The following is a 19,139-nucleotide window of genomic DNA, read 5'->3' as shown; positions in this document are numbered from 1 at the left end:
AGGGTGCAATTTCCAGCCGCCATTGCGGATCACAAGCCCGCAAACGCCCCCTTTTATCCCGCCCTCGCCATTTTCGAGCACTGGCATGCAATTTGCTCCCTTGTGAGGCAGGTAAGCTTGGCCGACTATCCGCGCCCAGCATCACCCTTTTTCCAGGGCAGCGGCCCACCGCGCTCTAGACCATCCGGAGGACAACATGTCGAAGTCGGTTCAACTCATCAAAGATCATGACGTCAAGTGGATTGATCTGCGTTTCACGGACACCAAGGGCGTTCAGCATCACGTGACCATGCCAGCGCGTGATGGCCTGGACGAAGACTTCTTCGAAGTCGGCAAGATGTTCGACGGCTCCTCCATCGCTGGCTGGAAAGGCATCGAAGCCTCCGACATGATCCTGATGCCGGTCGATGACACTGCCGTGCTGGACCCGTTCACCGAAGAACCAACCCTGATCATCACCTGCGACATCGTCGACCCGTCGAGCATGCAGGGCTACGACCGCGACCCACGTGCGATCGCCAAGCGCGCCGAAGAGTACCTGAAGAGCACCGGCATCGGTGACACCGTATTCGCAGGCCCAGAGCCTGAGTTCTTCATCTTCGACGAAGTGAAGTTCCAATCGGACATCTCCGGTTCGATGTTCAAGATCTTCTCCGAGCAAGGCTCGTGGATGACTGGCGCTGACGTGGAAGGCGGCAACAAAGGCCACCGTCCTGGCGTCAAAGGCGGCTACTTCCCAGTTCCACCGTTCGACCACGACCACGAAATCCGTACTGCCATGTGCAACGCACTGGAAGAAATGGGCCAGGTCGTCGAAGTTCACCACCACGAAGTGGCGACTGCCGGTCAGAACGAAATCGGCGTCAAGTTCAACACCCTGGTGAAGAAGGCTGACGAAGTACAGGCCCTGAAATACGTCGTGCACAACGTTGCCGACGCCTACGGCCGTACCGCCACCTTCATGCCGAAGCCGCTGTACGGCGACAACGGCTCGGGCATGCACGTGCACATGTCGATCTGGAAAGACGGCAAGAACACCTTCGCAGGTGAAGGCTATGCCGGCCTGTCCGACACTGCCCTGTACTTCATCGGCGGTATCATCAAGCACGGTAAAGCCCTGAACGGCTTCACCAACCCGTCGACCAACTCCTACAAGCGTCTGGTACCAGGCTTCGAAGCCCCGGTCATGCTGGCCTACTCGGCACGCAACCGCTCCGCCTCGATCCGTATTCCTTACGTCGGCAGCCCGAAAGCCCGCCGTATCGAAGCACGCTTCCCGGACCCATCGGCCAACCCGTACCTGGCCTTCGCGGCCCTGCTGATGGCTGGCCTGGACGGCATCCAGAACAAGATCCACCCAGGCGATGCGGCCGACAAGAACCTGTACGACCTGCCACCTGAAGAAGCCAAGGACATCCCACAAGTCTGCGGCAGCCTGAAGGAAGCCCTGGAAGAGCTGGACAAAGGCCGTGCGTTCCTGACCAAAGGCGGCGTGTTCTCCGACGACTTCATCGATGCCTTCATCGCGCTGAAGAGCGAAGAAGAGATCAAGGTCCGCACCTTCGTGCACCCGCTGGAATATGAGCTGTACTACAGCTGCTGATCTGATCGGCGCCTGGCGTCGATGACTTCACCCAAGACGGCCTTCTTCTGAAGGCCGTTTTGGTTTTTCCGACTGATCAGGTCGGAATCGTCCTACCAGCAGAAATTGTCTGACCGCTCACAATCAGGTCTCCCTATACAAGGAGATCATCATGCGCTTCGCCCCCCTTGCCCTCTGCCTCTCCCTCGGCCTGCTTGGCTGCCAGACACACACCTCCTCGGAATCCGAATTCACCCCATTGCTGACCGGCATCGAACAAAGGCTCAACCTGGCGAGCTCGGTCGCGGTGCACAAGTGGGATCAGCACCTGCCGGTAGAATCGACCGCGCGAGAGCGCCAAGTGCTGGCGCAAGCACGCCAGTTGGCCCCCGACTATAACGTCAGCCCAGAGCGCGCCGCCGCGTTCTTCAGCGACCAGATCGAAGCCAACAAGATCGTTCAGTACACCTTGCTCGATCGCTGGACCAGACTCGGCTATCGCCCCCCGGCCACTCGGCTCGATCTCGCCAAAGACCTTCGGCCGCACCTGGACAAACTGCAGATAACCCTGCTGAACGAGCTGAGCCGCTTCGACCAGCAGCAGCCAAAAGACTGCCAACGAAAACTCTCACACGCCTTGGCTCAGCGTACCAACGACTGGCTGCGCCACCAGGCACTGCTTCGCGCCACTCTGCAGTTGTGCGCCAAACGCTGAACGCGAGAATGCTCTATATTGGTGCATAACCACACTCAGCGTCCTACCCCGGAGCCCAAAATAGTTCACGTGAAAGGGTAAACCAGAAAAACCTGAGCCGAATATGCGCAATTCCAGGTCTTTCTCAAGGAATTCCGCTTCTTTTCGGAGCCTTGGTTTGTTTCTTGCATTTTCAGCAAAGAGACTGGCATCAGCGGACCCGCCGCGTGCCCGGCCACGGCCGGGCCATGCCTGACAAGCGCCAAAAGAGGTCAACGACGCCTTATGACCATCAGCGATGCACAGCACCGTCTGCTTCTGGACAATCTGACCACGGCCACGCTCCTGCTCAACGCCGAGCTGCGCCTTGAGTACATGAACCCGGCCGCAGAAATGCTCCTTGCCGTGAGCGGGCAGCGCAGCCACGGGCAGTTCATCAGCGAACTGTTCACCGAGTCGACCGAGGCGCTCAACTCCTTGCGCCAGGCCGTGGAACAGGCGCATCCGTTCACCAAGCGCGAAGCGCAACTGACCTCGCTGACCGGGCAGGCCATCACGGTCGACTATGCCGTGACGCCGATCCTGCACCAGGGCAATACCTTGTTGCTGCTGGAGGTGCACCCACGTGACCGCCTGCTGCGCATCACCAAGGAAGAAGCCCAGCTGAGCAAGCAGGAAACCACCAAGATGCTCGTGCGCGGCCTCGCCCACGAGATCAAGAACCCGCTCGGCGGCATCCGTGGCGCAGCACAATTGCTGGCCCGCGAGCTGCCGGAAGACGGCCTGCGCGACTACACCAACGTGATCATCGAAGAGGCCGACCGCCTGCGTAATCTGGTTGATCGCATGCTCGGCTCGAACAAGTTGCCTTCGCTGGCCATGACCAACATCCATGAGGTGCTGGAACGGGTCTGTAGCCTGGTCGAGGCGGAAAGCCAGGGTTGCATCACTTTGGTGCGCGATTACGACCCCAGCTTGCCGGACGTACTGATCGACCGCGAGCAGATGATCCAGGCCGTGCTGAACATCGTGCGCAACGCCATGCAGGCGATCAGCTCGCAGAACGAACTGCGCCTGGGCCGCATCACCCTGCGCAGCCGCGCGATGCGCCAGTTCACCATCGGCCATGTGCGCCACCGCCTGGTGGCCCGTGTCGAAATCATCGACAACGGCCCAGGCATTCCCAGTGAACTGCAGGACACGCTCTTCTATCCCATGGTCAGTGGCCGCCCGGATGGTACCGGACTGGGCCTGGCCATCACCCAGAACATCATCAGCCAGCACCAGGGCCTGATCGAATGTGAAAGCCACGCCGGACACACCGCCTTCTCGATCTTCCTGCCCCTGGAACAAGGAGCCACCGCCTCATGAGCCGAAGTGAAACCGTATGGATCGTCGACGATGATCGCTCCATCCGCTGGGTCCTGGAAAAAGCCCTGCAACAGGAAGGCATGACCACCCAGAGCTTCGACAGCGCCGATGGCGTGATGGGCCGCCTGGCCCGGCAGCAGCCGGACGTGATCATCTCCGACATCCGCATGCCCGGTGCCAGCGGCCTCGACCTGCTGGCGCAGATTCGCGAGCAGCACCCACGCCTGCCGGTCATCATCATGACCGCCCATTCCGACCTGGACAGCGCGGTAGCGTCGTACCAGGGTGGTGCTTTCGAGTACCTGCCCAAACCGTTCGACGTCGACGAGGCGGTATCGCTGGTCAAGCGCGCCAACCAGCATGCCCAGGAACAACAAGGCCTCGACGTGCCCCAGGCACTGGCCCGCACACCGGAAATCATCGGAGAAGCGCCGGCGATGCAGGAGGTGTTTCGCGCCATTGGTCGCCTGAGCCACTCCAACATCACCGTGTTGATCAATGGCGAATCCGGTACCGGCAAGGAACTGGTCGCACACGCCCTGCACCGCCACAGCCCACGTGCAGCCTCGCCGTTCATCGCCCTGAACATGGCCGCCATCCCCAAGGACTTGATGGAGTCGGAGCTGTTCGGCCACGAGAAAGGCGCCTTCACCGGCGCTGCCAACCTGCGACGCGGCCGCTTCGAGCAAGCCGATGGCGGCACGCTGTTCCTGGACGAAATCGGTGACATGCCGGCCGACACCCAGACCCGCCTGCTGCGGGTACTGGCCGATGGCGAGTTCTACCGTGTGGGTGGCCATATACCGGTTAAGGTGGACGTGCGGATCATCGCCGCGACGCACCAGAACCTCGAATCACTGGTACAAGCCGGCAAATTCCGGGAAGACTTGTTCCACCGCCTCAACGTCATCCGCATCCATATCCCACGCCTGGCCGACCGCCGCGAGGACATTCCCGCCCTCGCCCGCCATTTCCTTGGTCGTGCCGCGCAGGAGCTGGCCGTCGAACCGAAACTGCTCAAACCTGAAACCGAAGAATTCATCCGCAACCTGCCCTGGCCAGGTAACGTGCGCCAGCTGGAGAACACCTGCCGCTGGATCACCGTGATGGCCTCCAGCCGCGAAGTGCTGATCGGCGACCTGCCGCCAGAGCTGCTCAACCTGCCGCAGGACGCCGCACCGGTGACCAACTGGGAACAGGCCCTGCGCCAGTGGGCCGACCAGGCCCTGGCCCGCGGGCAGTCGAACCTGCTCGACAGCGCGGTGCCCAGCTTCGAACGGATCATGATCGAGACGGCGCTCAAGCACACCGCCGGACGCCGCCGTGATGCCGCGCTGCTGCTGGGTTGGGGGCGCAATACCCTGACCCGCAAGATCAAGGAGCTGGGGATGAATGTGGACGGGGGGGATGATGATGAGGGTGAGGAGCACTAAAACCGACTAGTTCAGCATTGTCCCTGAGGCCGCTATTTGCGGCCTCAGCCGTTTCTGAACCCTGCACCGAAGCTGTGCCCTCTGCACCGCCTCATGGCACAAATTCCCTCTGATCACGGCCAAATCACCCTGAAACCCAATATTTCCGGGCTTTTCAAAACTGGCACGGCACCTGCAATAAGGACTGTATCTCCAGTTTTGGGGGCCTCGGTACAGGCAGGCCGGGTGAACCCCTCTTTTATTCGCAGTCGTGCAAGTTTTGGGGACCCTGGTACAGGCAGGCCGGGACATCCCCTCTTTTATTCGTGCAGCCTCACCTGCACCCGCCAACGCCCAGCGTCCTCTGCACCAGCCCACTCGCCGTGCAGGGGACGCGCGGCAACTACGGTCAGCAGCAACCCTTCCTCACTCTTCTGCAATCGCCAGCCCACCGGCTTGCCCTGCAGGCTCAACTGTCCGCGCTGGGCCTTGCCCTCGGCCTGGAACAGCAGCGCGACGGTTCCCTCGACATTCTCGCCATGCAGCTTCGGCTCTTCGTTGAACCACAGGTCCAGCCCGTCCTGCACCACCTCCACCTGCTCAAGCACGCGCTCTTCAGGTGTAGTCAGGCGGCCGATCATCAGGCCGACCATCACCCCGACGATCGCCAGCGAAAACATCACACGCGGGAAGCCCTTCGAACGCGACTCGGGTTCGGGGGTAGAATGCTCGCCATCTTCATGCTTGGAGCCGTGCATGTTTCACGTCATCCTCTTTCAACCTGAAATTCCGCCGAATACCGGCAACATCATCCGCCTCTGCGCCAACAGCGGTTGCGACCTGCACCTGATCGAGCCGATCAGCTTCGAGCTGGACGACAAACGGCTGCGTCGCGCGGGGCTGGATTACCACGAGTATGCCACGCTCAAGCGCCATGAAAGCCTGGCCGGATGCCTGGAAAGCCTCGACAACCCGCGCCTGTTCGCCTTCACCACCAAGGGCTCGCACCCTTTCCATGAAGTCGCTTACCAGCCGGGCGATGCTTTCCTGTTCGGGCCTGAAAGCCGTGGCTTGCCGGCCGAGGTGCTGGACAGCCTGCCAGCCGAACAGCGCCTGCGCCTGCCGATGCGGCCAGGCTGCCGCAGCCTGAACCTGTCCAATACCGTGGCCGTGACAGTGTATGAGGCGTGGCGCCAGCAGGGGTTTGCCGGGAGCTGACACAGACTGCAGGCAATAAAAAGGCGACCTCGAAGGTCGCCTTTTTGCTACCGGGCAGAATTACTGCACGGTCGGCGCTTCGCCGGCTTCCTGCATGCGCTGCATCTCTTGCGCGTACAGGGCGTCGAAGTTGACCGGCGACAGCATCAGGGCCGGGAACGAACCACGGGTTACCAGGCTGTCCAGGGTCTCGCGGGCGTACGGGAACAGGATGTTCGGGCAGAACGCGCCGAGGGTGTGGCTCATCGAGGCCGCGTCGAGATTCTTGATCAGGAAGATACCGGCCTGCTGAACTTCAGCGATGAAAGCCACTTCGTCACCGTTCTTGACGGTTACCGACAGGGTCAGCACCACTTCATGGAAGTCGCCTTCCAGGGCTTTCTGCTTGGTGTTCAGGTCCAGGCCAACGCTCGGCTCCCAGGTCTGGCGGAAGATCTGCGGGCTTTTCGGGGCCTCGAACGACAGGTCGCGCACGTAGATGCGCTGCAGGGAGAACTGAGGGCTGGTGTCTTCGGCGGCGGCGCCGTTGGTCTGTTGGTCAGTCATGGCAGATCCTTATCCTAATGTTTTTGAATGCAGTGCAAATCAGGCCGCCAGTAGCGCGTCGAGCTTGCCGGCGCGCTCCAGGGCGTAGAGGTCATCGCAGCCACCGACGTGGGTACTGCCGATCCAGATCTGCGGCACCGAAGTACGGCCGGCCTTCTGGCTCATCTCGGCGCGAACCTGCGGTTTGCCGTCGACCTTGATTTCCTCGAAGGCCACGCCCTTGCTCTCGAGCAGGTACTTGGCACGCATGCAGTAGGGGCAGTAGTCGCTGGAGTAGACGATGACGGGCTTCATATCACTTCACCAGGGGCAGGTTATCGGCTTTCCAGCTGGAAACGCCACCGCTCAGCTTGGCGGCGGTGTAACCGGCCTTGAGCAGCTCGCGGCAGTGGCTGCCGGACTGCTGGCCCATCGCGTCGACGACGATCAGGGTCTTCTCTTTGTGCTTGTCCAGCTCGCTCATGCGCGCGGCCAGTTTGTCCTGCGGAATGTTGATCGCACCGACGATGTGGCCAGCGGAATATTCCTTGGCGGTACGGATGTCGACCACCAGGCCCTTGTCGGCGTTGACCAGAGCAGTCAGCTGGCCATTGCTCAGGCTCTGGCCACCCCGTTTGAGTTCATTGAGCAGCAGCAGAACCAGCAGAACAACGAAGATCGCAACCAGGATGTAGTGATCTGTCGCGAATTGAATCAGGTGAGCAACCATCAGCGGTGTTCCAGGCGATTGAAAATGCCGGCCAGTATACACAGCCCCCCAGTGCCACCAAAGCCCGACGGGCCGGTGGCAAAGGTACCTTCATGTTGCCGCAGGCGCCGCGCCTGTCAGGGAACAGGACGAATATTCGCCGCACATGGCGCATTTGCCCTAAAATGCGTGTCTTTATCATCTTTGAACAACCGTGAGTTTGATTGATGACGAGTACGCCCAAACCCCTGGTCCTGATCATCCTGGATGGATTCGGCCACAGCGAAAGCCCCGAATACAACGCCATCTATTCCGCCAACACCCCGGTCTATGACCGCCTGCGCGCCAGTCAGCCGAATGGCTTGATTTCAGGCTCGGGGATGGATGTCGGCCTGCCGGACGGGCAGATGGGCAACTCTGAAGTCGGTCACATGAACCTCGGCGCCGGCCGTGTCGTCTACCAGGACTTCACCCGCGTCACCAAGGCCATCCGCGATGGCGAGTTCTTCTCCAACCCGGTGCTGACCGGCGCGGTCGACAAGGCAGCCGGTGCCGGCAAGGCCGTGCACATCCTCGGCCTGCTCTCCGACGGCGGCGTGCACAGCCACCAGGACCACCTGATCGCCATGGCCGAACTGGCCGCGCAGCGTGGCGCCGAGAAGATCTACCTTCATGCCTTCCTCGACGGTCGCGATACCCCGCCGCGCAGTGCACAGTCGTCCATCGAACTACTCGACGCGACTTTCGCCAAGCTGGGCAAAGGCCGCATTGCCAGCCTCATCGGCCGATACTTCGCCATGGACCGCGACAACCGCTGGGACCGCGTCAGCGCTGCCTACAACCTGATCGTCGACAGCGTCGCCGACTACACCGCGGACACCGCCCTGGCGGGCCTGAAAGCCGCTTACGCCCGTGAAGAGAACGACGAGTTCGTCAAAGCCACGCGCATCGGCGAAGCGGTCAAGGTCGAAGACGGCGATGCCGTGATCTTCATGAACTTCCGTGCCGACCGTGCCCGCGAGCTGTCGCGTGCCTTCGTCGAGCCGGACTTCAACGAATTCCCCCGTGCGCGCCTGCCGAAGATGGCCGCCTACATCGGCCTGACCCAGTATTCGGCGAAAATCCCGGCACCGGCGGCCTTTGCGCCTTCCAGCCTGGACAATGTCCTCGGCGAGTACCTGGCCAAGCACGGCAAGACCCAGCTGCGCATCGCCGAAACCGAGAAGTACGCCCACGTCACCTTCTTCTTTTCCGGCGGGCGCGAAGAGCCGTTCGAAGGCGAAGAGCGCATCCTGATCCCGTCGCCGAAGGTCGCCACCTATGACCTGCAGCCGGAGATGAACGCACCGGAAGTCACCGACCGCATCGTCGAAGCCATCGAGCAGCAGCGTTTCGACGTGATCGTGGTCAACTACGCCAACGGCGACATGGTCGGCCACACCGGTGTGTTCGAGGCTGCGGTCAAGGCCGTCGAAGCGCTGGATACCTGCGTCGGGCGCATCGTCGAGGCCCTGGAAAAGGTCGACGGCGAGGCGCTGATCACCGCCGACCACGGCAACGTCGAGCAAATGGAAGACGCCTGCACCGGCCAGGCGCACACCGCCCACACCACCGAGCCAGTGCCGTTCATCTATGTCGGCAAACGTAAGGTCAAGGTCCGCGAAGGCGGCGTGCTGGCTGACGTGGCACCGACCATGTTGAAGCTGCTGGGCCTGGAAAAACCTGCCGAAATGACCGGCACTTCGATCCTCGTCGACGCCTGATAACAGCAATTCCAGACAAACGCCCCACCGCATCTGCCGTGGGGCGTTTTTTTTGCCGCCCCAGGCGGGCATACTAGGCCAGTCTCCATCCTTGGTACGCCAGACCTCATGCTTCGCGCCCTGATCCTCCTAGCCCTGTCTTGCCTGCTCAGCCCGGCCTTCGCCGACGAGCGCGCGCAGACCCAGCAACAACTGGACGCCACCCGCCAGGACATCGCCGAGCTCAAGAAGACGCTGGGCAAGCTCCAGGAAGAAAAGGCCGGTGTGCAAAAGGACCTCAAAACCACCGAAACCGATATCGGTAACCTGGAGAAGCAGGTGGAGGCCCTGCAACAAGAACTAAAAAAGACCGAGGGCGATCTGGAGCGCCTTGATACCGAGAAAAAAAAACTCCAGAGCTCCCGCGTTGAACAGCAGCGCCTGATCGCCATCCAGGCGCGTTCCGCCTACCAGAACAACGGTCGCGAGGAATACCTCAAACTGCTGCTCAATCAGCAGAACCCCGAGAAGTTCGCCCGCACCCTCAGCTACTACGACTACCTGAGCAAGGCGCGCATGGAGCAACTGCGTGCCTTCAACGAGACCCTGCGCCAGCTGGCCAATGTCGAGCAGGATATTTCCCGCCAGCAAGAACAGTTGCTGGCCCAGCGCGCCGACCTCGACAGCCGCCGCCAAGCGCTTGAAGCTGAACGCGGCAAGCGCCAGCAGGTACTGGCCAAGCTCAACAGCGACGTCAAAGACCGAGGCCAGAAGCTGCAGGCCCGCGAGCAGGACCAGGCCGACCTGGCCAAGGTGCTCAAGACCATCGAAGAAACCCTGGCCCGCCAGGCCCGCGAAGCCGAAGAGGCGCGCCAGAAAGCCCTGCTGGCCCAGCAGGAGGCAGAGAAGCGCCGGCAGCAGGAAGCCCTGGCCAAACGCGACGAACCTTCCGAGCCGCCGAAAAAGGCCCGCACTACCCTTGGCCCACTGGTTTCCAGCGACAGCGCCAGCTACGGCGGGGCTTTTTCTTCGGCCAGGGGAAAACTTCCGTGGCCGGTCAATGGTCGACTGCTGGCACGCTTCGGCGATGCCCGTGGCAGCGATGCCCGGGCCAAGTGGGACGGGGTGATGATCAGCGCCAACCCCGGCACCCAGGTGCGCGCCGTTCACGGCGGGCGCGTGGTGTTCGCCGACTGGTTGCGCGGTGCTGGACTTCTGGTCATTCTCGACCATGGTAATGGTTACCTGAGCCTCTACGGCCACAACCAGAGCCTGCTCAAGAGCGCCGGGGACATCGTCAAGGCCGGCGAGGCCATTTCCACCGTTGGCGACAGCGGCGGCCAGGATGCCGCAGGCTTGTACTTCGCCATCCGCCAGCAGGGCCGGCCCACCGACCCTTCGCAGTGGTGCCGAGGTTAAGGCTTAGTTCACTTTTTACGGCATGGCGCAAGGCGCTACGCCGATGCTCCCCCGGGAGCGCCTACAGGATCAGGAGTTCGTTCGACATGCTGCACTCGCCTAGTCTCACCCAGCTGGCCCTGACCATCGCCCTGGCGATCGGCGCGCCCTTGGCCCTCGCCGCCGAGCCGGCGCCGGCCAAGACAGCCAAGCCTGCGGCGGTGCCGGCCACCGAAGTGACCGCCAAGGCGCCGCTGCCGCTGGAAGAACTGCGCACCTTCGCCGAGGTCATGGACCGTATCAAGGCGGCCTATGTCGAACCTGTGGACGACAAGACCCTGTTGGAAAACGCCATCAAGGGCATGCTCAGCAACCTCGACCCCCATTCGGCCTACCTCGGCCCCGAGGACTTCCAGGAGCTGCAGGAAAGCACCAGCGGCGAGTTCGGCGGCCTTGGCATCGAAGTGGGCCAGGAAGACGGCTTCATCAAGGTGGTTTCGCCCATCGACGACACCCCGGCTTCGCGTGCCGGTGTGCAGGCGGGCGACCTGATCGTCAAGATCAACGGCGCCCCGACCCGTGGCCAGACCATGACCGAAGCCGTGGACAAGATGCGCGGCAAGGTCGGTGAAAAAATCACCCTGACCTTGGTCCGCGATGGCGGCAACCCGTTCGACGTGACCCTCGCCCGCGCGGTGATCCAGGTCAAGAGCGTGAAGAGCCAGCTGCTGGAAAACGACTACGGCTACATCCGTATCACTCAATTCCAGGTCAAGACCGGCGAAGAAGTGGGCAAGGCTTTGGCCAAGCTGCGCAAAGACAACGGCAAGAAGCTGCGCGGCGTTGTGCTGGACCTGCGCAACAACCCAGGCGGCGTGCTGCAATCGGCGGTGGAAGTGGCCGACCATTTCCTGACCAAAGGCCTGATCGTCTACACCAAGGGCCGTATCGCCAACTCCGAACTGCGCTTCTCCGCCGACTCGGCCGACGCCAGCGAAGGCGTGCCATTAGTGGTGCTGATCAACGGCGGCAGCGCCTCGGCCTCGGAAATCGTCGCCGGTGCCCTGCAAGACCAGAAACGCGCCGTGCTGATGGGCACCGACAGCTTCGGCAAGGGCTCGGTGCAAACCGTGCTGCCGCTGGCCAACGACCGTGCGCTGAAGCTCACGACCGCGCTGTACTTCACCCCCAACGGCCGCTCGATCCAGGCCCAGGGCATCGTCCCCGATATCGAAGTGCGCCCGGCCAAGCTGACCGCCGAAATCGACACCGACAACTTCAAGGAAGCCGACCTGCAAGGCCACCTGGGCAACGGCAACGGCGGCGCCGACCGTCCGACTGGCAGCAGCAAGCGCAAGGAACGCCCGCAGGACGATGACTTCCAGCTGAGCCAGGCCCTGAGCCTGCTCAAAGGCCTGAACATCACCTCGGGCAAGTGATCATTCCAATGCGTTTTCTGCTGTGCCTGCTGTTCTGCCTTACGGTCGGCGTCGCCCAAGCGGCGCCGACCAGCAAGGCCTACATGAGCATCATCATCGACGACCTGGGCCAGAGCAGCGAGCGCGACAGCCGTACCCTCGCGCTGCCTGGCCCGGTCACCATGGCGATCATGCCCGATACCCCGCATGCCACGGAATTCGCCCGCCAAGCGCACAAGGCCGGCAAGACCGCAATCCTGCACATGCCGATGGACCCGGCCACCGGGCCTTATGCCTGGCATCCCGGTATCCCTGTCGAAACACTGGCCCAGCGCCTCGATGCGGCATTGGCCAAGGTGCCCTTCGCCGCCGGCATCAACAACCACATGGGCAGCCGCATGACTGCCCAACGCGAGCCGATGACGTGGCTGATGGGGGAGCTGCAGCGGCGCCACCTGTTCTTCGTCGACAGCCGCACCAGCGCCGCCACCGTGGCGGCAGCCGAGGCGCAGGCACAAGGGCTGGCGCACGTATCGCGGGATGTGTTCCTCGATGACGTGCGCACCGTCGAGGCGATCGACGGGCAGTTGCAGCAAGGCATAGCCCTGGCCCGCAAGCAAGGCTCGGCAGTGCTGATCGGCCACCCCTACCCACAAACCCTCGAAGTGCTGGCGCGCGAACTGCCCCGCCTGAAAAGCCAGGGCATCACGCTCATCAGCCTGCAGCAGATGATCGCCGAGCGGGGTAACCAGGCCATGCCGGCACACGGCAAGCATGGCCGCTACAGCAACCGCTGACTGAACCCTTCACTTATGTACCGCCTGGCACAGGCGTAGTGCTTTCACCCTGCGTGCTCCATCCCAAGGAGATACGCCATGCATAAGCACATGTTCCTGGCAACGCTGGGCCTGACAGTGTTCAGTCACCTGGCCAACGCCAATGAGGTGCCCAGCCCCACCCGTGCACCCGCAATCCTGCACAACAGCGCTGGCCAGAACAGCCAATGGAGCGGCGTCGGCCGGCTGTCCTTCGGAAACCACCAATGCATCGCGACCTTGCTGGACAGCCGTGACCCACAAGCCCAGGCAGAGGGTCCAGCCTATATCCTGACCGCCGGCCACTGCGCGGGTGGCGTCAATGGCAAGATCCTCGTCGACCAGCCCGTCACCGGCACTATTGCCTTCAACTATTTCGTCGACACACCCGCACAACGCCTCGTTGTCCCCCTCAAGCGTATCGTGTGGAATAGCTCGCAGGGGGCGGACTTGGCATTACTGGAGTTGGATGCAACGCATGAGGGTTTGCTTACGCTGGGCGTCTCACCCATCAAGCTCGGGCCTTCTCCCGCTTCCGGAAGCAGTGTTCAGGTGATTGGTGAACCCAGTGCAATCGGTAAGGGCCTGCGGTTGTCAGCATGCACCGAGCGCTATCAGGACATCTCGCGAGCCGGCAACTGGGTGTGGCGTAATGTGCGGCGCAACGATTGCCAGGGCCTCGGTGAGGGAGCGTCCGGTAGCCCGGTCGTGGAAAGCGGCAGCAATCGCCTGGTAAGCGTAGTCAACAGCCTGCATGACGATGGCGTGGGGGCAATACCCGCCGAGCGGGTACAAGGGTGCTTCATCGCGGGCAAGGCAGACCTCGAACTGGACACCTGCCAATTGCTGCCGGGCTTCCAACTGGAGCAACAAGGCAGCCGCTTCCCCCCCTTTAGAAAAGCCAAGACCTTGGCAGATGGCTCCCTCGAACAGCCAGGCTGGAACTTCGAGTTCCTCATCGACACCCCGCGTTACCGCTACAAGACGAGTACCGACGCACTCGCCTGCGAGGATCCGAACGGCTACAGCGGCACTATCCCTTCCAGTGAAAACGTGATCGATGACCCCATTGGCCCTGCACCGGGAACCCACTATCTATGCCTGGTCGGCGTGCAAGCTCCGGATCAGTTACCTTCCAGTGCCCTTATGGCCAACAGCCTGAGCATTGGCGTCGAGTTGCTTGCTCCCGGCAAACCCAGTGCCCAGGTGACAACCGAGCAGCTGGCCAACGGCAACCTCCGCGTCACCTGGCAGAAAGCGCCCGACGTGGCATTTTATCGGGTCAAACGCGGCGCACCCGAGACGACCGACTGCAACGATCTTGCAGGGTATCGCGTGTTACCTGGCAACACGCGTGAGGTCCAGGCATCTGCATTGCCGGTGAAGCTGTGCAGCGTTGCTATCGACCTGAACCTACAAAGCTCTGATTTTCGCACCGACCTGTTGCAGGCAAACGCACCGTGATATAGCCATGAACCTGCCGCAGCCAAGTGTTACTGCATAGCTGCGGCAGTACCCGGCATCACGTCAGAACGGAATGATGCCTTCTGCCTGCTCGAGCGTCAGTCTACCCCGATGAACCCGTCCGCCCTCGTCTTCGCGCCCACTGCGACGCCGTTGGGACCATTTCTTAAGGTGCCCAACGGTAAATTCACGTGAGTACGACTTACCTGACGGCATATGGAAATGGGCCGCCCACAAGGGACGTCCTTTCTGGTCGCCCGGATTGGCCAGGCGAATTATCTTGTATTCATCGAACGTGCTGCCGTCCTCCATTTCCCGCCTTTCGACGTAGTCAGCCTTGATCAAGCCTTTCGCGTGCATGAACTGCAAACCGTCGGGATAGGGGTAGTGCGTATCGGTATAGAGCTTGATCAACTTCAAACCCTTTTGCGAGCGCAGCTTGTCCAGTTCCTCTTCCAGGCGTTTGACCAGTGCATCTGGCAGGCTCTCCTCGCCCTGCGCAGCGATAGCGTTGCGAAGCTTGTCGATATGCCTGTCGAACAGCAGGGACAGCTTGCGCCCCCTCAAATCGTTCCTGATAAAGTCATCCGCCCTCGCCAATAGCTCATCGCTTTCATCGACCAACGCTTGAACGCTCATGGCAGCGTCAGTCACAACGTCATCGTCCATCGGGGCTGTCGGTGCTGATGGGTCTTGGCGGTCTTGCCAGATACCGTCCTCCAGCTCGTAGATTGAACGCACCTCCTTGCTGACAGGGTCAACGACCTGCAGGATCTCCTGCCCGTTCTCTTGCACTCTGGTGGCGATGACAATCAACCCATCAGCCGTACGCAGCACCTGTTGGTGCTGCATCGTGGGCGGGTACGGCTGACGCTCCGGTTGCGTGTTTGCGCTTTCTTGAGCCTGGATGGCCCTGACCAGTCGCTGCCCGGCATCAAGTTTGAGTATCTCGATGTGTTCGCGATAACGCTGCAGCCAGTGGGAATCGACCACGGAGTCGCCGCGGCTCAGAATGGTCGCGCTGTTGACCAGCGCAGCCGCATACTCGTCCCACGCTTCCTGAAAGATGGAAATCCGATCGTCCAGCGACACATTGGCGAAGGAGAGCTCGCCATGGGCGCTGGCAGCGGCAAGCAGTGACTGGCCCGCCAGGCTCTCTCGAAGTTCAGCGATACGTGCCTGCCGCACAGGGCTATCCATGTGCAGCACCAGATCCGCCAGGTTCATCACGTGGTGCACGCGTAACTGAACCGTACTGTAGCTTCGCAAACCAATGATCTGGTCCACGGTAGGCCCCTGACCTGCGATATCAGCTTCAACCACCATGTTGCCAGGCGCGTCCGTCAATAGCTGGTCAAAGTGGGCTTCCGCCACCAACATCCGCTCTTGATAGGCCACAACATTCTCAAGCGCCTGACGATACTCGGCATACGCGTCTTTGACAGCCCCAACCACTTGGCCCGTAACTTTCGCTCTCAGCCTATCGAGATGAGGATAGTCGACCAGTTCGGTAAACTGGACGAGCATGATGTCGGTATTCCTGATCATGCAAGTCAGATTGAGTGCCTTCATCGATTCCAGGGTGTCCAACTGCGCTGCGCTGCGATAACTGTTGTACTTGTCCTCAAGCAAGCTGCTCAGCAGGGTAAAAAGTTTCTTGTCATACGAGAGGGTCTCCTCGAGGGCTTCTACGGACTGGATGTCCAGTTTCTTTCCAATGCCCCGCAGCTCTGCAATCTTCTCATCCCATATCCCGAGTAACTTCTCATCATCCTGGTTGGCCTTCTGGTTCTCTGCGGTGCGTGCGCGACCATCAAGCCGCGCTTGCACAGCGGCCCTGAGTTTTTGAAAACTATCGAACTTGTTATTGGTCTCGAGCTTCTTGTCTATGACCGCGTTATAGCGTGCCGTCGAAACGCGTGCTTGCTCGGAAATAACCTGGGACTGCTCGTACATACCAGCGAATTTCGTCTTGAGGCGGCTGGCCAACGTATCACGCGGCATTCCCGCCCTCAGGCGCAAGGCACTGTCTATGCGCCACTCGCCGTGTTCGTACTTCAGCCAAGGCCCCCGCTCCCCGCGCGCGCCCACGATTTGCACACCACCAGGCACCTTTTCGACACGATAACTCTCGCCAGCCAGCGCCGCGTAGTAGTGCCCATCCACACGATAAAGCCCTTGGCTGTCGCCACTGGCCACAGGATTCTGGTCGTGCAATGACAGGCTGGATCGCATCGCATTCAAGGCTGCGCGATGGGAAGCGGGCAGCCAATTGACACCCTGGTTCGCACGCCAGGCAAAGTCCAGACGCCGCCGTTGTTCGCCTGCGAAGGCACCGCTGCCCTGCAACGTGCCGGCGTCCGGCGTGATGGCCACTTCGGCAAAAGCGCCCCGCTGTTCCGGCAGCCCCTCGAACTGGGCCGCAAGCGGCGAGCGCGGACGAGGGACGTTGAGGGGAGGCGGCTGCCGTATATGCAACAACGCCATGCCAAGGTTCAACAGCAGGTTGGCGACTGCCGCGCTGCGCGTTACCCCTTCCTCTTGTTCCACTACGGTCATCTCACTTTCAAGTGAGCCGAGCAGTTGCAGCAGCCAGGCAGCACTGGCCACTGGCCCCTGTAGCACGACCGTAACAGTATTGAACAGCAGCCAGGCAAACTCGGCCAAAGACGCCCAGTAGCTCTCGGCATCGGAAGTGGATTGCAAATCCGCAAGTTCGACCAGCAGGTCGCGGTTGGCCGAATAGAGTTTTTCATCCAAGTCCGCGAGCCAAAACTCAGTGGCCAATACCGGGGGCTTCGGTCGTTCAGGGATTGCGTACGGGTCGATGCCGAAGCTGGCGACATGCGGTTCCTTGAAACCACCGTTGGCATAAATATGCCGAACCGCGGGCTCAAGCCATTGCACGATACTGTCCTGCAGCAGCGCCGACTCACCAATGTGCTCCAGCAATGCCGCGAGGCTGGCATATTCGCGAATAACATCCTGTTGGTAGAGAGGGCGGTACAACAGCACCAGCCGGGGCTCCGCGCAATACAGGACATACATGCAGCGAACACGATCCATGTGCTGGGACTTCGGTTGACGCTTGAACGCCAGCGGCATCATCGTAGCCCTGGGCGTCACCTCGTCCATCCGCCCTGCGCAGAAGTCCACCACGCACTGCAACCCCGCCTCCGTCAGTTTGCCGTCGACTTTCGCCTGCAGCGCGCTGAACACCATGGCACTGCGCCACTCACGGGCAAAACGCTTCAGCCGATCGGGGCGCTTGACCGGAGCATCCAACGCATCGGCCACATAGCGTGGGTATCGGCCGCCAATGTCCGCTTCGCTGACGAGCGCCCTCACGCTGTCGGCGTTCAGCCAAGTGGGGCCGTCGCTGCCGTCCTGGTGCTTGATACTCAGGATGGCAGCCCCCTTCAGTGAATTGAGATTGCCGATGGCGAACGCATTCAAGGTTTTCTGGCTGATTTCCAACGGCTCTCCACCGCCACTGCCGGTCGCCGCGCCGCCTGGTATGCCGCGCGCCAGGCCCAGCTCCAGCACAAAGTCGTCCACCGAGCCGTGGTAGCCATGCTTCTCGCGCATCAACTCCGCCAGCCGTTGGCGGGTGTAGCCGGTGAGGTCCTGTATCCCGTCGAGGGTTCCAAGGCCATCAACCTCCATTTGTTCGAGGCCAAGCTGCAGCAGCGCTTCGCAATAAGCGAAACTGTCGCTGCCACGGCTACCGACAAGCCCTGGCGGTGCAGGCACCTTCGCTGTGTCGGTAATGAAACTGGCGAACCACTGGCCGGGGTCGCTCAAGTGATCGAACAGCTGCTCCAACTGCGCCAGGTCAGCAATGGGGGAGTAACGCAGCCGCTCAATCCGCTCAAGCTGGATTTCCAGCAGCAGCCCAGCGTACTGGGCGAAGACATTGCCCTCTATCGGGTAGCGACTCCAGCCCATGCTGTCGAATGAATAGCGCTGCGCCAGCCCATTACGCAGGCCCAGGGAAAATGCCTGCAGTGAGTCGAACCCACGTACGTCGCCAGTGGGCTCACACCACAACAACACACGCTGTTCGTCCCATTCGCCGCTCACCAGCAAACCGGCTTGCGCTTCAACCAGGGTCTCGGTAGCCGAACCCAGCTCTACCTCGACCAGATAGACCTCGGGTTGCTCCCTGCCCCCACGGAGCAATCCGCGCAAGCACGCTTGCTGGTGCAAATTTAGCCCTTGTGAAGGCAGGCGAAAGGCCAGTGCCGCCTTGAGCAGCCATTGCAGCCAAAGGTCGCGGCTGACGCCGGCAGCGCCGAGCTTGCTCCAGTACTCGACTTGCGCCTCGCCAAACAGGGTTGGCAGCCGGCCCAGCAAATCGTTGAGTGGGCCGCTCAGACCGGAGGTCTGGCGCGTATCCAATTCACTCTGCGAACCGGCGAATCGATAGGCCCCGGTAAGCCCCAGGTTGTGATGACGCCCCTCCACAGGCTCGACATCCAGCGGGCTGCTGTCCAGGAGCGCACTCAATACATGATCGACCAGCGATTGCGTGGTCCAGTGATCTGTCCCGGGGGCCGGGCTGTCCAGCATCAGAGGATCAGCAGAGCCCAGCACCGGCTCTACCGCTGCCAACCACGGCAGTTCTTTTAACAGCACCTCAAGCAGGTGCTTGCTGGCAACCTGCCGCAGCGTCGGGCGATCACTGAAATGCAAGGCAGCAGCGCTTTTGAAGTCGAACGTTGACGTATCTGGGGCGGGCATGTGCTTGGTTCTCTGGAAAGTGAACCAGGAAGGTCGCGCAAGCCCTTG

General features: G+C 61.5%; 15 protein-coding genes. 10 read left to right on the top strand and 5 right to left on the bottom strand.

Going from position 1 to position 19,139, the window contains the following annotated elements:
- Positions 1–196 precede the first annotated feature (196 nt).
- From glnA to ntrC, 4 genes are all read left to right on the top strand, one after another.
- Entirely contained in the window at positions 197–1,603 is a 1,407-nt protein-coding gene (gene glnA / locus ACIQUF_RS18335) for a type I glutamate--ammonia ligase (protein ID WP_403133955.1), read from the top strand.
- Positions 1,604–1,754: 151 nt separating this feature from the next.
- The gene (locus tag ACIQUF_RS18330; protein ID WP_403133952.1) at positions 1,755–2,297 is read left to right on the top strand and encodes a chorismate mutase; all 543 of its coding nucleotides are present in this window, start codon (positions 1,755–1,757) and stop codon (positions 2,295–2,297) included.
- Positions 2,298–2,561: 264 nt separating this feature from the next.
- Positions 2,562–3,647 (top strand): nitrogen regulation protein NR(II), encoded by a 1,086-nt coding sequence (gene glnL, locus ACIQUF_RS18325; RefSeq protein ID WP_403133950.1) that lies wholly within the window; start codon positions 2,562–2,564, stop codon positions 3,645–3,647.
- Positions 3,644–5,080, top strand: a complete 1,437-nt coding sequence (ntrC, locus tag ACIQUF_RS18320; RefSeq protein WP_400796462.1) for a nitrogen regulation protein NR(I) — start codon at positions 3,644–3,646, stop codon at positions 5,078–5,080. The genes glnL and ntrC overlap by 4 nt, the downstream gene beginning before the upstream one ends.
- Positions 5,081–5,379: 299 nt before the next feature.
- Here ntrC and ACIQUF_RS18315 read toward each other — a convergent pair whose 3' ends face one another.
- Entirely contained in the window at positions 5,380–5,817 is a 438-nt protein-coding gene (locus ACIQUF_RS18315; protein WP_403133948.1) for a hypothetical protein, read from the bottom strand.
- On the opposite strand from ACIQUF_RS18315, the gene trmL reads away from it, so the two are divergent.
- The gene (trmL, locus tag ACIQUF_RS18310) at positions 5,816–6,277 is read left to right on the top strand and encodes a tRNA (uridine(34)/cytosine(34)/5-carboxymethylaminomethyluridine(34)-2'-O)-methyltransferase TrmL (RefSeq protein ID WP_403133946.1); all 462 of its coding nucleotides are present in this window, start codon (positions 5,816–5,818) and stop codon (positions 6,275–6,277) included. The genes ACIQUF_RS18315 and trmL overlap by 2 nt on opposite strands.
- A gap of 60 nt (positions 6,278–6,337) precedes the next feature.
- Here trmL and secB read toward each other — a convergent pair whose 3' ends face one another.
- The 3 genes from secB to ACIQUF_RS18295 are packed head-to-tail and all read right to left on the bottom strand — an operon-like array spanning position 6,338 to position 7,532.
- Complete coding sequence (gene secB, locus ACIQUF_RS18305) at positions 6,338–6,823, bottom strand: protein-export chaperone SecB (protein WP_400796456.1); 486 nt, start codon at positions 6,821–6,823, stop codon at positions 6,338–6,340.
- 39 nt (positions 6,824–6,862) lie between these two features.
- Entirely contained in the window at positions 6,863–7,117 is a 255-nt protein-coding gene (grxC, locus tag ACIQUF_RS18300) for a glutaredoxin 3 (protein ID WP_003249204.1), read from the bottom strand.
- Between the two features lies 1 nt (position 7,118).
- Complete coding sequence (locus tag ACIQUF_RS18295; RefSeq protein ID WP_403133944.1) at positions 7,119–7,532, bottom strand: rhodanese-like domain-containing protein; 414 nt, start codon at positions 7,530–7,532, stop codon at positions 7,119–7,121.
- Between the two features lie 206 nt (positions 7,533–7,738).
- On the opposite strand from ACIQUF_RS18295, the gene gpmI reads away from it, so the two are divergent.
- From gpmI to ACIQUF_RS18270, 5 genes are all read left to right on the top strand, one after another.
- The gene (gpmI, locus tag ACIQUF_RS18290) at positions 7,739–9,274 is read left to right on the top strand and encodes a 2,3-bisphosphoglycerate-independent phosphoglycerate mutase (protein ID WP_403133941.1); all 1,536 of its coding nucleotides are present in this window, start codon (positions 7,739–7,741) and stop codon (positions 9,272–9,274) included.
- Positions 9,275–9,382: 108 nt separating this feature from the next.
- Positions 9,383–10,672 carry a murein hydrolase activator EnvC family protein gene (locus tag ACIQUF_RS18285; protein ID WP_403133938.1) on the top strand — a complete coding sequence of 430 codons (1,290 nt, stop codon included), beginning with the start codon at positions 9,383–9,385 and terminating at the stop codon, positions 10,670–10,672.
- 86 nt (positions 10,673–10,758) lie between these two features.
- Complete coding sequence (locus tag ACIQUF_RS18280) at positions 10,759–12,090, top strand: S41 family peptidase (RefSeq protein WP_403133936.1); 1,332 nt, start codon at positions 10,759–10,761, stop codon at positions 12,088–12,090.
- Between the two features lie 8 nt (positions 12,091–12,098).
- Positions 12,099–12,866: a divergent polysaccharide deacetylase family protein gene (locus ACIQUF_RS18275; RefSeq protein WP_403133934.1), complete on the top strand. Its 768-nt coding sequence runs from the start codon at positions 12,099–12,101 to the stop codon at positions 12,864–12,866.
- A gap of 78 nt (positions 12,867–12,944) precedes the next feature.
- A complete protein-coding gene (locus tag ACIQUF_RS18270; RefSeq protein WP_403133932.1) occupies positions 12,945–14,348 on the top strand; it encodes a trypsin-like serine peptidase in 1,404 nt (467 codons plus the stop codon).
- A 63-nt stretch (positions 14,349–14,411) separates the two neighbouring features.
- Here ACIQUF_RS18270 and ACIQUF_RS18265 read toward each other — a convergent pair whose 3' ends face one another.
- Positions 14,412–19,091: a dermonecrotic toxin domain-containing protein gene (locus ACIQUF_RS18265; RefSeq protein ID WP_403133930.1), complete on the bottom strand. Its 4,680-nt coding sequence runs from the start codon at positions 19,089–19,091 to the stop codon at positions 14,412–14,414.
- Between the last annotated feature and the right edge of the window lie 48 nt (positions 19,092–19,139).

The organism is Pseudomonas sp. NPDC090233 (assembly GCF_044772285.1).
Classification (GTDB): domain Bacteria; phylum Pseudomonadota; class Gammaproteobacteria; order Pseudomonadales; family Pseudomonadaceae; genus Aquipseudomonas.
Note: the sequence above shows the minus strand (reverse complement) of the source record. Positions and strands in the feature narration are given on the sequence as shown.

Bases quoted from the DNA above. Each gene is read 5' to 3' on its own strand.
- glnA (WP_403133955.1), top strand. From the start codon at position 197: ATGTCGAAGTCGGTTCAACTCATCAAAGATCATGACGTCAAGTGGATT.
- ACIQUF_RS18330 (WP_403133952.1), top strand. From the start codon at position 1,755: ATGCGCTTCGCCCCCCTTGCCCTCTGCCTCTCCCTCGGCCTGCTTGGC.
- glnL (WP_403133950.1), top strand. From the start codon at position 2,562: ATGACCATCAGCGATGCACAGCACCGTCTGCTTCTGGACAATCTGACC.
- ntrC (WP_400796462.1), top strand. From the start codon at position 3,644: ATGAGCCGAAGTGAAACCGTATGGATCGTCGACGATGATCGCTCCATC.
- trmL (WP_403133946.1), top strand. From the start codon at position 5,816: ATGTTTCACGTCATCCTCTTTCAACCTGAAATTCCGCCGAATACCGGC.
- ACIQUF_RS18315 (WP_403133948.1), bottom strand. From the start codon at position 5,817: ATGCACGGCTCCAAGCATGAAGATGGCGAGCATTCTACCCCCGAACCC.
- secB (WP_400796456.1), bottom strand. From the start codon at position 6,823: ATGACTGACCAACAGACCAACGGCGCCGCCGCCGAAGACACCAGCCCT.
- grxC (WP_003249204.1), bottom strand. From the start codon at position 7,117: ATGAAGCCCGTCATCGTCTACTCCAGCGACTACTGCCCCTACTGCATG.
- ACIQUF_RS18295 (WP_403133944.1), bottom strand. From the start codon at position 7,532: ATGGTTGCTCACCTGATTCAATTCGCGACAGATCACTACATCCTGGTT.
- gpmI (WP_403133941.1), top strand. From the start codon at position 7,739: ATGACGAGTACGCCCAAACCCCTGGTCCTGATCATCCTGGATGGATTC.
- ACIQUF_RS18285 (WP_403133938.1), top strand. From the start codon at position 9,383: ATGCTTCGCGCCCTGATCCTCCTAGCCCTGTCTTGCCTGCTCAGCCCG.
- ACIQUF_RS18280 (WP_403133936.1), top strand. From the start codon at position 10,759: ATGCTGCACTCGCCTAGTCTCACCCAGCTGGCCCTGACCATCGCCCTG.
- ACIQUF_RS18275 (WP_403133934.1), top strand. From the start codon at position 12,099: ATGCGTTTTCTGCTGTGCCTGCTGTTCTGCCTTACGGTCGGCGTCGCC.
- ACIQUF_RS18270 (WP_403133932.1), top strand. From the start codon at position 12,945: ATGCATAAGCACATGTTCCTGGCAACGCTGGGCCTGACAGTGTTCAGT.
- ACIQUF_RS18265 (WP_403133930.1), bottom strand. From the start codon at position 19,091: ATGCCCGCCCCAGATACGTCAACGTTCGACTTCAAAAGCGCTGCTGCC.